This window comes from Azospirillum melinis (assembly GCF_013340935.1).
GTDB lineage: Bacteria > Pseudomonadota > Alphaproteobacteria > Azospirillales > Azospirillaceae > Azospirillum > Azospirillum melinis.
Window position 1 is genome coordinate 1 of the sequence record NZ_WHOS01000107.1, and the last position, 11,410, is coordinate 11,410.

The 11,410-nt window shown below is 69.1% G+C and carries 11 protein-coding genes and 1 pseudogene; 7 read left to right on the forward strand and 5 right to left on the reverse strand.

Annotation, left to right across the window (positions count from 1 at the left end; genetic code table 11):
* Window positions 1-284 (forward strand): hypothetical protein (locus tag GBZ48_RS34840; protein ID WP_211106004.1); only part of this gene is annotated, 284 nt, incomplete at its 5' end.
* A gap of 15 nt (window positions 285-299) precedes the next feature.
* Here GBZ48_RS34840 and GBZ48_RS34845 read toward each other — a convergent pair.
* The 3 genes from GBZ48_RS34845 to GBZ48_RS34855 form a co-directional block, all read right to left on the reverse strand.
* The gene (locus GBZ48_RS34845; protein ID WP_174475208.1) at window positions 300-2,549 is read right to left on the reverse strand and encodes a hybrid sensor histidine kinase/response regulator; all 2,250 of its coding nucleotides are present in this window, start codon (window positions 2,547-2,549) and stop codon (window positions 300-302) included.
* A 269-nt stretch (window positions 2,550-2,818) separates the two neighbouring features.
* Window positions 2,819-3,274, reverse strand: coding sequence for a MerR family transcriptional regulator (locus GBZ48_RS34850; RefSeq protein WP_246307677.1), 456 nt, complete (start codon window positions 3,272-3,274; stop codon window positions 2,819-2,821).
* A gap of 34 nt (window positions 3,275-3,308) precedes the next feature.
* Complete coding sequence (locus tag GBZ48_RS34855) at window positions 3,309-4,676, reverse strand: hypothetical protein (protein WP_174475209.1); 1,368 nt, start codon at window positions 4,674-4,676, stop codon at window positions 3,309-3,311.
* Between the two features lie 153 nt (window positions 4,677-4,829).
* On the opposite strand from GBZ48_RS34855, the gene GBZ48_RS34860 reads away from it, so the two are divergent.
* The 5 genes and pseudogenes from GBZ48_RS34860 to GBZ48_RS34880 all read left to right on the forward strand — a co-directional run.
* A complete protein-coding gene (locus tag GBZ48_RS34860) occupies window positions 4,830-7,076 on the forward strand; it encodes a heavy metal translocating P-type ATPase (RefSeq protein WP_174475210.1) in 2,247 nt (748 codons plus the stop codon).
* A gap of 40 nt (window positions 7,077-7,116) precedes the next feature.
* Entirely contained in the window at window positions 7,117-7,596 is a 480-nt protein-coding gene (locus tag GBZ48_RS34865; RefSeq protein ID WP_174475211.1) for a DUF411 domain-containing protein, read from the forward strand.
* A 96-nt stretch (window positions 7,597-7,692) separates the two neighbouring features.
* Window positions 7,693-7,962: a metal-sensing transcriptional repressor gene (locus tag GBZ48_RS34870; protein WP_098734717.1), complete on the forward strand. Its 270-nt coding sequence runs from the start codon at window positions 7,693-7,695 to the stop codon at window positions 7,960-7,962.
* A gap of 10 nt (window positions 7,963-7,972) precedes the next feature.
* Window positions 7,973-8,824, forward strand: a complete 852-nt coding sequence (locus GBZ48_RS34875) for a nickel/cobalt efflux transporter (RefSeq protein WP_174475212.1) — start codon at window positions 7,973-7,975, stop codon at window positions 8,822-8,824.
* 24 nt (window positions 8,825-8,848) lie between these two features.
* Window positions 8,849-9,163: pseudogene (locus GBZ48_RS34880) on the forward strand (YkvA family protein); the annotation flags it as partial.
* Window positions 9,164-9,222: 59 nt separating this feature from the next.
* Here GBZ48_RS34880 and GBZ48_RS34885 read toward each other — a convergent pair.
* Both GBZ48_RS34885 and GBZ48_RS34890 read right to left on the reverse strand, forming a co-directional pair.
* Window positions 9,223-9,780: a D-glycero-alpha-D-manno-heptose-1,7-bisphosphate 7-phosphatase gene (locus tag GBZ48_RS34885; RefSeq protein ID WP_174475214.1), complete on the reverse strand. Its 558-nt coding sequence runs from the start codon at window positions 9,778-9,780 to the stop codon at window positions 9,223-9,225.
* A 151-nt stretch (window positions 9,781-9,931) separates the two neighbouring features.
* On the reverse strand, window positions 9,932-10,420 hold the full coding sequence (locus GBZ48_RS34890) for a response regulator (RefSeq protein WP_174475215.1): 489 nt from the start codon (window positions 10,418-10,420) through the stop codon (window positions 9,932-9,934).
* Between the two features lie 192 nt (window positions 10,421-10,612).
* Between GBZ48_RS34890 and GBZ48_RS34895 the strand changes: the two genes are divergently transcribed.
* Window positions 10,613-11,410: hypothetical protein (locus GBZ48_RS34895; RefSeq protein WP_174475216.1), on the forward strand; the 798-nt coding region annotated here is incomplete at its 3' end.

An 11,410-nucleotide genomic window follows, 5' to 3' on the forward strand; every position in this document is an offset into this window, starting at 1 on the left:
GCCAGACGACCCGACCAAGGAAGCGCTGGTCCCCCAAGCGTCCGTCTTCGGCGCGGGCGGGCATTCTGCCGCCGATGGCCCCTCTGGTGGAGGTTGCCGCCCGCGCCGAAGACGGACGCTTGGGGGACCAGCGCTTCCTTGGTCGGGTCGTCTGGCCGCTGATCGAGGGCTGCTGCCTCGTGCATGACAGCGCCCATGACGGCCATGGGCTGCCCTTTCCCGATGTGCCGATCGATGCGCGCTTCCGCTTCACCCATGTGGGGGCTTGCCTGAAGGACACCTGACGCCGGTGTGCGACCTCAGCGCCCGATGTCAGCACCCATGGCGGCCCGGGGGTCCCGCAGGGCCGTCATGATGTGCCCGATCAGGGCCGATGGCGGGATGGGCTTGGACAGGATGCGGATGCCGGGCTCGCGCCCCAGATCCTGCAGCACCGCCTTCTCGGCATAGCCGGTGACGATCAGGACCGGCAGGCCGGGGCAGCGGCGGCGGACGAGGCGGGTCAGGTCGGCGCCGGTCATGCCGGGCATGGCGAAGTCGGTGACCAGCACGCCGATGCCCTCGTCCGCCTCCAGCAGGGCCAGGGCCTCCTCGCCGCTGGCGGCCTCCGAGACCATGAGGCCGGCCTCGTCCAGCACCGCCGCATTCGCCATGCGGACCAGGGCGTCATCCTCGACCAGCAGGATGCGCAGGGCGGCGGACGGCACAGGCAGGGGGTCGGTTCCGGTGGAGGCCGCCGGGCCGCCGGGCGCGCCCGCCCTGCTTTCCGACCTGATTTCTGGCAGGCTTTCCGCCGGAGCGTGGGGCAGGTACAGCGTCACCGCGGTGCCCAGGCCGGGATGGCTTTCCAGCCGGATGCCGCCGCCGGACTGGGCGGTCAGGCCATGCACCATGCTCAGCCCCAGCCCGCTGCCCTGCCCGACCGGCTTGGTGGTGAAGAAGGGTTCGCAGGCCCGCGCCAGAACATCGGGCGGCATGCCCGCCCCGCTGTCGCGCACGGTCACGGCGGCATAGCCGCCGGGCGCCAGGGCGGGGGAAGCCTCCTTGCACGCCATCCCAACCGGCAGGCTGGTGACGGTAATGGTCAGGGTGCCGCCGTCCGGCATGGCGTCGCGGGCGTTGATGGCAAGGTTCAGCAGGGCGATGTCGAACTGATGGGGATCGACCAGTGCCGGCGGCACATCGGCGTCGCGGTCGATGCGGATTCGGATGGCGCCGCCCAGCGTGCGTTCCAGCAGCGTCGCCATCCCTGCCACCTGGGCGCCGAGATCGACCGGCGCCGGGGCCAGCCGCTGGCGGCGGGCGAAGGCCAGCAGATGCTGGGTCAGGGTGGCGCCGCGGTCGACCGCCTGGCTCGCGACCTCCAGGGCCCGGCGGCTCTCCGCCCCGCGCAGCTCGCCGCCCGCCTCCAGCATGTGCAGGCTGGAGCGCACCGCCTGAAGCAAATTGTTGAAGTCGTGGGCGACGCCGCCGGTCAGCTGGCCCAACGCCTCAATCTTCTGCAATTGGCGGACATGCTCCTCCGCCTCGTCGCGGGCCTCCACCGCCTGCCGCCGCTCGCCGAGCGCGCGGTTGGCGGTCTCGTAGGCCAGGAACTGGCGGGCCATCGCCCACAGCATCAGAGCGAGCGCCACCGCGCTGACCAGCCCGGCGGCGGCGATGACGACCGCCTGACTCTCCCAGCGCGCCAGAATCTCCCCGCGCGTCCGGCTGACCGCGACGACCAGCGGGTAGTTGCGCAGCTGCTGGACCGACAGGATGCGGTCCTCGCCGTCGATCGAACTTTTCAGGGTGGTCGCGGCGATGCCGGACTGGGAGAGCTGACTGTCGATGATCGGGTCGGTGGCGACGGTCCCGAGCCTGTCCGGCGTCGGCGGGAAGCGCGCCAGCAGCATGCCGTCGCGCCACCACAGGCTGAAGGCGCTGCCCGGCGTCACATGGAGGCTGCGGTAGAACTGCTCGAAATAAGACAGGCGGATGACCCCGACGACCAGCCCGGCCAGCCCGCCGTCCGGGTCGTTCACGCGCCGCGCGATGTAGAGCGTCCATTCCCGGGTGATGAGGCTCTGCATCGGCCGGCTGAGATAGGCGCGTCCCGGATCGGCGTCCTTGAGCGCCTGATAATAGTCGCGCTTGGACAGGTCGAGCACCGGGGCCGGGAACTGGCGGGTGGAATTGATCAGGGTGCCGTCGGCGGCGATCAGGCTCAGCGCCTCCATCTGCGGCAGGCTCGATGCCTTGGCCTTCAGGATTTCGTAGACCTGCCGGTCCGTCCGCAGCTGGCTGAAGGCTTCGGGGCTGCGCCGGTTCTCAAGCGGGATCTGCCCGGCGATCCCGCTGACGGTCAGGTCGATCCCTTCGATGGTGCGGGCCGTCTGCTCGGCCAGCGAGGCGTTGAGCGTGCGCAGGCCCAGCATCGCCTCGGTCACCGTCTCGCCATGCAGCCGGTCCAGGACCATCGCGGTGCCGCCGCACAGCACCGTCAGCAGGCCAACACCGAGCGCCCCGATGCGCTGGAGCGGGCGGTTTTCCTTCAGAAGCCGCAGCATGACGCCCGCTTCCGGTCCGCCTTTGCCGCCGCTCCCCCATTCATGTCCGAGCCTCTTCCCTTTACCGTCGCCATGGCGATCCGTCCTCCTGCAGGCCCTCCTTGGGCGCCCGCCGGAGTGACGGAAGGTTTCGACACTGTATGAATGCGACTATAAACACCGTGGCCCGCCGGGCAACCGGTTGCAGGTCATAGAGCGCATCCGCCCGCTGCGGCGCTTCGTCCCGGCCGGGGTTTTCAGCGCAGCCAGGGTTTCAGTGCCGGCAAACTTCAATGCCGGTCATGCAGGCAGTGGGCGTGATCGGCCAGCACCTCGATCACGTGGCAGCTGCGCACCTGATCCTGGGCGCAACCCTCCACCATCCGCCGCACCTCGTCGCGCAGGGCTTCCAGCCGGGCGATCCGGGACTCGATCCCGGCCAGATGGGTGCGGGCCAGCAGGTCGGCTTCCCGGCAGGGCTGGCCCGGATCGTCGGCCATGGCCAGCAGCTGGCGAATTGCCTCCACCTCGAACCCCAGCTCGCGGGCATGGCGGATGAAGCGCAGACGGCGGACCGACCCGCTGTCGTACGTGCGGCGGTTGCTGCCGGTGCGCGGCGCTTCCGGCAGCAGGCCGATGCTCTCGTAGTAGCGGATGGTCGGGATCTTCACGCCGGTCTGCTTGGCGAGCGCCCCGATGGTCAGGGGGGTCGGCGAGCTGTTGGGCAGGTCGGACATGGTCGGCATTTCGGGTATCCGGAAAAAAGTGTGGAATGACACTTCATGCCGGACTGTTAGCGCACGCCACCCGCCACTGGGAAACCCGTGACGTTCGGCTCATGTGCGCCCGCACCTCAAACGCCGCTGACGGCGCCACAGGATGAGGTCGGCGAACCCGAACATTCGCCCGTTTCAATGCCCCGTGCAGGCCCACCCAATCTCCGGCTTCGACAACGCCCGGCACATGCTTCCATCGCTGTGCCAACGCGTCTCCACTGTACACCGGGTAGAACCGGTCTTGGCGGCCGCGACGCACCTCGAGGGTGCGGCGGCCAATCTCAATCGACGCGGCAACCGCGTCGGGAAACTCGTGCAGCAGATTGCCGATCGTGCTGCTGTAGGCAGCGTTGACCTCCAGTACCTCGACGCCCCGTTGCCGGGCGTGGCGCTTCAGGCAGGCCGTCAAGTGCTGGCGCGTCCACAGGTTCAACACCAGCCGATTGTGATTCGCGCCCCGTCCCAGGTCGCCGCGCGGCATACCGCGCAGGTTCTCCAGCCCGATGAGGCCGGCGTTCCAGGAGCGCGCCAAGTTGGCGATGCTCTCAGCGATCTCGGCCACTTCCGTGGTGATCTTGTTCGCCTGGTCGGCGGCGGCCTTCTGGGAGCGGTCCTGGCGGGTGCCGGTGTTCAGGCCGGTTAGGTCGAACAAGCGCCAATCCTTGACGGTGACACCACCATCATCGCCCATGTCGACGACGGAGACGCCGACCCAGTTCGGGTTCATGTCGACCGCCAGCACGCGGTTCTTCGCGAAGGTCTGTGGAGACCGTCGATCGGGATGCGCCGTGAGCTTGGTTTCGTCGATGGTGATGTTGAGGCGGTGGTCGCCCAGGGAGAACTGGACGTTAATCAGGCCAAGTGCCGCGTCTCGAGCGATCTGCTGGAGGATCGCGTGGTGCTTGCCGCGCATGTCGGCCAGGACGAGGGTGTAGCGTGCGCCGTAGACGGTGAGCGCGCAGGTTTCGGCGTCCTCAGCCAGGCGGAAGTGGCGGTTGCCCAGCCGGGTCTTATCACCAGCGGAGTTGAGCGGTCGTAGGCGGGCGTTTTTCCAGCGCTGGGCCGGGATGAGACCTTTGGCGCGGCGGCGTGCGAGACATTTTCCGCCGAAGACCATGGAGCCGTCGGGGACGCGCTCTCGGCAGGCTATGCCTTCGAGTGTTGCGGTGTGCAGCAGCCAGGCGTCGGCCTCGTGACCGGCGAAGTGGGCTTTGACTAGGTCTCGCAGGTCCTTCTGCTTGAGGCGTTTGCCATCAGGTCCGACGGCATTGGCGTAGGCGGTTCGGACGGCGGCCGACTGGATGCGCCGCAGCCGGGTGATGGCGGCGCGGGAATCCTCGTCGGTCGTGTACGGCACGCTGATGGTCTGCATACCTAGGACCTAACCATGGTGGGCTGGTGGCTTAAGGGGGATTCCAGACTTATTTCCAAATAGCTGGCATTTCCCTCTTGATCCTCCAGTCGCTAGAGAATTTAGGCTCCGGGGAAGCTGCTGGCAACCGGCCATGATCGAGGAGCCTCTCCCATGCACGGACCCATTTCCGACCCTCAGCCCGGGGTTCCGGCCGGCACCGCCCTGCGCACCAGCCGCTACAGGGTTTCCGGCATGGATTGCGGCTCCTGCGCCGCCAAGATCGAGACGGCGCTGCGCCGGGTGCCGGGGATCCAAGAGGTGCGGGTGTCGGTGCCCGCCGGGACGGTGACCGTCTCGCATAAGAACATGCTGGGCGCCGATGCGGTGGTCCGTCCGCTGACGGCCCTCGGTTACGGTGCCACCCCTGCCGATCTGGTGGTGGAGGCCGGACCGTCAAGCTGCGGCGGAGGCTGCTGCGGGGCCGAGGCCCAGCCGCATTCCCACGCCCACTCCCATGATCATTCCCATGGGCACTCCCACGGCCACGACGATGCGTCCGAAACGCCCTGGTGGCGGGGCCGCAAGGCTTTGCTGACCCTGGCGGCCGGTGCGGCCCTGGCCGCCGCGACGGCGCTGGGACTGCTGGTGCCGGCGGCGGAGCCCTGGGCCTTCCCGCTGGCGCTGCTGGTCGGGCTGGTTCCGGTCGCCCGCCGCGCCCTGGCGGCGGCACGGGCCGGAACCCCCTTTTCCATCGAGATGCTGATGACGGTCGCCGCCATCGGCGCGCTTTTGATCGGCGCGGTGGAGGAGGCGGCGACGGTTCTGGTCCTCTTCCTGGTCGGCGAACTGCTGGAGGGGGTAGCGGCCGGCCGGGCGCGCGCCGGCATCCGCGGCTTGACCGCGCTGGTCCCCGACACGGCGTTGCTGGAACAGGACGGCGCCGCCCCGTACTCCGTTCCCGCCGCCGGGCTGGTCGTGGGCTCCGTCATCCTGGTTCGACCGGGCGACCGGGTGGCGGCCGACGGCGTCGTGCTGTCCGGCCGCAGCGCGGTCGACGAGTCCCCCGTCACCGGCGAAAGCGTGCCAAAGCCCAAGGCCGAAGGCGACGAGGTCTTCGCCGGCACCATCAACGCCGACGGCGCGCTGCGCGTCCGCGTCACCGCCGCGGCGCGCGACAACACCATCGCCCGCATCGTCCGGCTGGTGGAGGAGGCGCAGGCGGGCAAGGCCCCGACCGAGCGGTTGATCGACCGCTTCGCCCGCTTCTACACGCCGGGCATCGTCGGGGTGGCGGCCCTGGTCGCCGTGGTGCCGCCGCTGCTTTCCGGCGGCGATTGGACGGAGTGGATCTACCGCGCCCTGGCGGTGCTGCTGATCGGCTGCCCCTGCGCACTGGTGATCTCCACCCCGGCGGCCATTGCCGCCGGCCTGTCGAACGGCGCGCGGCGCGGGCTGCTGCTGAAGGGCGGCGCCGTGCTGGAGGCGTTGGGCCGCATCACCACCGTCGCCTTCGACAAGACCGGTACCCTGACGGAAGGCAAGCCCCGCGTCACCGACCTGATCCCCTTGCTGGGCAGCGAGGCGGAGTTGCTGGCCGATGCCGCGGCGCTGGAGGCCGGATCGAGCCATCCGCTGGCTCGCGCCATTTTGGCCGCGGCGGCCGAACGCGGCATCGCCCCGCCGGCTGCCGGTGAAGTCACCGCCCTTCCCGGTGCCGGCCTGACTGGCAAAGTTGACGGCCGTCTGCTGGCCCTGCTGTCGCCCCAGGCCGCAGCATCGTCGCTGAGCGCGGCACTGGCGGATCGGGCCGCCGCCTTCGCCGAGGCGGGCAAGACGGTCTCGGTCCTGCTGGTGGACGGCATCCCAGCCGGACTGATCGCCATGCGCGACGAGCCGCGCCCCGATGCCCGCAGCGGGATCGCAGCGCTGGAGCGCGCCGGCATCCACTCGCTGATGGTGACCGGCGACAATGCCCGCACCGCCGGGGCGGTCGCCGGGATGCTGGGCATAGCGGCGCATGCCGAACTGCTGCCGGACGACAAGCTGCGCATCGTCCGCGATCTCCAGGCCCGGGGGCAGCGGGTGGCGAAGGTCGGCGACGGCATCAACGATGCCCCGGCGCTCGCCGCCGCCGATGTCGGCATCGCGATGGGCGGCGGCACCGACGTGGCGCTGGAGACGGCCGATGCCGCCATCCTGCACGGCCGGGTCGGCGACGTGGCGGCGCTGGTGGCGCTGTCGCGCCGCACCATGGCCAACATACGTCAAAACATCGCACTGGCTCTGGGCTTGAAGGCGGTCTTCCTGCTTACCACCGTGCTTGGTGTTACCGGGCTGTGGCCCGCGATCCTGGCGGACACCGGCGCCACCGTGCTGGTCACCGCCAACGCCCTGCGCCTTCTGTCCGCCCGCCCGTGAGCGTGCTGGGCAAGGCATTGATTCTGTTAGGAGAAGTTCTATGAGCATGACACGGCGGACGATGATGCGGGGGGCGGCGCTCGCCGTCCTGGCGCTCGGCCTCGGGTCCGTGGGGCTGCCGGGCATGGTCCGCGCCGCCGTCCCAACCGGCAACGCGGCGGTGGAGGTCTGGAAGGCGGCGAGCTGCGAATGCTGCGAAGGCTGGGTGCGGCACATGCGCGCGGCCGGCTTCGACGTCACCGTCCACACCGTCGACGACGTGACGCCGATGAAGCGGATGGCCGGCGTGCCGGACGATCTCGCCTCCTGCCACACGGCGCGGGTCGGCGGCTATGTGCTGGAAGGCCATGTGCCGGCCGAGGATGTGACGCGGCTGCTGGCCGAACGGCCGCAGGCCCGCGGGCTGGCGGTCCCCGGCATGCCGCAGGACGCCCCCGGCATGGATATGGCCAGCGGCCAGCCCTATCAGGTCATGCTGTTCGGCGCCGCCGGCGGCCCGCAGGTCTTCGCCCGCCACTGATTTCCTTGCCGGACCGGGGTGGCGGCCCAGGCGCCATCCCGGCCGGGGAAGAGCTTGTCTTTGACTCTATCCCCTCCAGGGGGATAGGATCAGGGCATGAGCAAGCATCACTCCCATCCCGACATCGTCAAGCGTCTGAAGCGCGCCGACGGTCACCTGCGCGGCATCATCGAGATGATCGAGGCCGAACGCCCCTGTCTGGACATCGCGCAGCAGCTCCACGCGGTGGAAAGCGCCGTGCGCGAGGCCAAGAAGCTGTTGATCCACGACCATCTCGACCATTGCCTGGACGCCGCGGTTGATGCCGGACCGGAGGAGTCCCGCCGCTCCGTCGCCGAGTTCAAGGCGATCACCAAATACCTCTAGGGGGGCTGGAATGCCGGATTTCGCCGCCCTGTTGCAGCAGGGAGCCGGGCATGCCTGGCTGTTCGTTCCCAGCGCCATCCTGCTGGGCGCCCTGCATGGGCTGGAGCCCGGCCATTCGAAGACCATGATGGCCGCCTTCATCGTCGCCATCCGCGGCACGGTGTTGCAGGCGGTCCTGCTGGGGCTGGCGGCGACGGTTTCGCACACGCTGGTGGTCTGGGTGGTGGCGCTCGCCGGGCTGCGGCTGGGCCAGGGGTGGGACGCCGCGACGACCGAGCCCTATTTCCAGGTCGCCTCGGCGGTGCTGATCGTCGGGGTGGCGCTGTGGATGATGGCACGGACATGGCGGGAGCAGCATCCCCATCACCGTCATGACCATCACCAGCATGACGGCCATCACCATGATCACCACCACCATCATGACGACGAGCCGGAGGATGCGCACGCGCAGGCGCATGCCGAGGAAATCCGCCGCCGCTTCGACGGGCGGCCGGTCACCACCGGCCAGATCGTCCTGTTCGGCCTGACCGGCGGCCTGATCCCCTGCCCCGCCGCCATCACTGTCCTGCTGTTGTGCCTGCAATTGAAGGAGGTCGCCCTGGGCGGCGTGCTGGTGCTGTGCTTCAGCATCGGGCTGGCGCTGACCCTGATGTCGGCCGGCGTGGTCGCGGCGCTGGGGATGCGCCATGCCGAGCGCCGCTGGTCCGGCGCCTTCGGCCGCATCGCCCGCCAAGCCCCCTATGTCTCCGGCGCCTTGATCCTGGCGGTCGGGCTTTACGTCGGTCTGAATGGGCTGTCGGGGCTGGGATATCATCTCGCCGGCTCGCCTTCCCTTTCCTCCGCCGTCCAGCGGGCGGGATAGGCCGGACAGATCATGCTCTCGGCGGCAAAGAGATGGGCGCGTGCGATCAAGCGCGACGTGCTGGCGGTCTATCTGGCAGCGCGCGACCCGCGCACCCCCTGGGGCGTCCGGGTCCTGGCGATGGCGGTCGCCGCCTACGCGCTGAGCCCGATCGACCTGATTCCCGACTTCATCCCGGTGCTGGGCTATCTGGACGACCTGCTGATCGTGCCGCTCGGCATCCTGCTGGTCGTCCGCCTGATCCCGCCGGATCTTCTGGCCGAACACCGGGTCGCCGCGGCGCGCCGGTCCGCCCGGCCGGTCAGCGTCGCCGCCGCTGCGGTCATGGTCGCCCTCTGGCTGGCGGCGGGCGTCCTGCTGTGGCGGTGGCTGTCGCCGTCGTTCGAAGGTTGGCTGATCTAGCCGTTACGTTCTGACGCCATCCTCGCCAGGATCCCGGCCACGACGGCGTCGAGGTCGCCGCCGCGGTAGAGCGTCCCTTCGATGCCCGCCCGCTGTGCCGCCTGCACGTCGGTGTCGCGGTCGCCGATCAGGAAGCTCCCTTTCGGCTCCACCGGCCATTCGGCCATCGCCTGCAACAGCATCCCCGGTTCCGGCTTGCGGCAGGCGCAGTCGGTGCGGTAGGGCGGCTCGCCATGATCGGGGTGGTGCGGGCAGTGATAGAAGGCGTCGACATGGGCGCCGACCGCGTTCAGTTCCTGCTGCATCCAGCGGTGCAGGGTGCGGACATGTTCTTCGCTGTACAGGCCGCGGGCGACCCCGGCTTGGTTGGTGACGACGAAGACCAGGAAGCCGGCGTCGTTCAGCCGCTTCACCGCCTCCCTCGCTCCCGGCATCCAGGTGATCTGGTCGGGACGGTGGGCGAAGCCGATGTCCTCGTTCAGCACGCCGTCGCGGTCGAAGAAGGCGGCCTTGCGGCGGTCGGCATTCCGGGCTTGGGGGGATGTGTCGGGCATGATGTCGGCGGGACTCTTGCGGTTCGGTCGGCTTGAAAAGCCGCTTGGGCAGTCCTGTTGTCAACCCGGATGCCGCTTTCCCCAAATCAAACGATCTCAAAATAGAATGACATGTCTTCATGAAAATACATGATGATACCATGCCATTGCCTCATCCCCGTTCGATGCGACGGACGCAGCCGAACAGCAATTCCTCCAGATTGAGCGGCGGCATGTCGATGTGGATGGCTTCGAAGCCGCGGTTCCGCGCCCGGACCATCAGGTCGTGATTGGCCGCGGCGATGGACAGCAGGACAGGGCGGGCAGCACTGCGCATCGCGGTCAGCCGGTCGAAGACTGAAGACCATGACTCTCCGGCTTCCCGGCATTCCGGTCCGGTCTCCCCCAACACGATCAGGTCGGGAACGATGGGGCTGGACAAGGCGGCAGGAGACCGCGCCAGCAGAGCCAGTCCTTCCTCCATGGTGCCGCCCGCCACCACCCCCCAGCCCAGCGTCTCCAGGTAAAGCCGCAGCCCTTCACGCAGCAATGGATTGCGGTCGGCGACCAAGGCCCAGCGCACCCGGCCTCCGGTCGTCCACCGCTGCGGCGATGGGCCGGCATGATCCATTCGGCCGTCATCGATCATGGACGCGGTCATGGGGGCGTGCTCCGGTTCGAAGGCTCCTGTCTGCGGCAGGGATTCTTTCTGTGACTTTTGAGGAAAATTCCGGCGACCGCATCCTCCAGATGATGGACGAGGCGTTCGGATGATGGTCATATGCAACCGATAGCTCTTGAGAACGTTACGACGCCTACGAAAAATTGATCTACAGCGGAGGATTTCCCTACAGTGGACGGCGCTGACCAGTTGATCGAGGACATCTACGACGCCGTGACCTTCCCGGAGCGCTGGGGAGGGGTTCTGGAGCGGCTCTGTGCCCTGACCGATGCGACGCACGGCTTCCTGTTCACCGCCGCCCCCCGCCATGACAGCCTGACCGCGGCATTGTGGGCCCGCCACAACATCACGGACAGGCAGCTGACCGACTACACCACGCATTTCCGCCATCGCGATGTCTGGGCGAACGCCGCGGCGGCGCGTGGCCTGCTGAACCGCTGCGTCGTCCGCCGCGGCGAGGAGCTGGTGCCGGATGCGGTTCTGCGGCGCTCGGCCTTCTTCAACGAGCTGCTGCGGGATCACGGCATGGGCCGGCTGTGCGCACTCACCCTGTCCGACGGCGGCGAGCTTTCGTCGGTGCAGCCGGTGCTGAGCCTCCATCGGCCCTCCGACGCCTCTCCCTTTCCCGACGAGACGGTGCGGCTCCTTCAGGACTGCGCCCCGCATCTCCAACGGGCGATGCGGCTGCGCGTCCGGTTGCTGGCAGGCCGGGACGGCCGGGAGGAGGCCCGCTGGAATGGCCGCGCCATCGACCGGCTGCCGCTGGGTGTCGTCCTGCTCGATACCGCCGGACGGGTCACCGGCCTGAACCGGGCCGGGCAGGCGATGGTCGATGCGCGCGACGGTCTGCGGCTTGTGCAGGGCCGGTTGCAGGCCGAACAGGGGGGCGATGCGCGCCGGCTTGTCCATCTGCTGGAGGAGGCGGTGTCGTCGGGCGGGAAGGGGGCGTCGGCGCGCATCGCCCCCCTG

Excerpts from the sequence above, each read along its gene's own strand:
- GBZ48_RS34845 (WP_174475208.1), bottom strand. The coding sequence starts at position 2,549 with ATGCTGCGGCTTCTGAAGGAAAACCGCCCGCTCCAGCGCATCGGGGCG.
- GBZ48_RS34860 (WP_174475210.1), top strand. The coding sequence starts at position 4,830 with ATGCACGGACCCATTTCCGACCCTCAGCCCGGGGTTCCGGCCGGCACC.
- GBZ48_RS34850 (WP_246307677.1), bottom strand. The coding sequence starts at position 3,274 with ATGCCGACCATGTCCGACCTGCCCAACAGCTCGCCGACCCCCCTGACC.
- GBZ48_RS34885 (WP_174475214.1), bottom strand. The coding sequence starts at position 9,780 with ATGCCCGACACATCCCCCCAAGCCCGGAATGCCGACCGCCGCAAGGCC.
- GBZ48_RS34870 (WP_098734717.1), top strand. The coding sequence starts at position 7,693 with ATGAGCAAGCATCACTCCCATCCCGACATCGTCAAGCGTCTGAAGCGC.
- GBZ48_RS34890 (WP_174475215.1), bottom strand. The coding sequence starts at position 10,420 with ATGACCGCGTCCATGATCGATGACGGCCGAATGGATCATGCCGGCCCA.
- GBZ48_RS34855 (WP_174475209.1), bottom strand. The coding sequence starts at position 4,676 with ATGCAGACCATCAGCGTGCCGTACACGACCGACGAGGATTCCCGCGCC.
- GBZ48_RS34865 (WP_174475211.1), top strand. The coding sequence starts at position 7,117 with ATGAGCATGACACGGCGGACGATGATGCGGGGGGCGGCGCTCGCCGTC.
- GBZ48_RS34875 (WP_174475212.1), top strand. The coding sequence starts at position 7,973 with ATGCCGGATTTCGCCGCCCTGTTGCAGCAGGGAGCCGGGCATGCCTGG.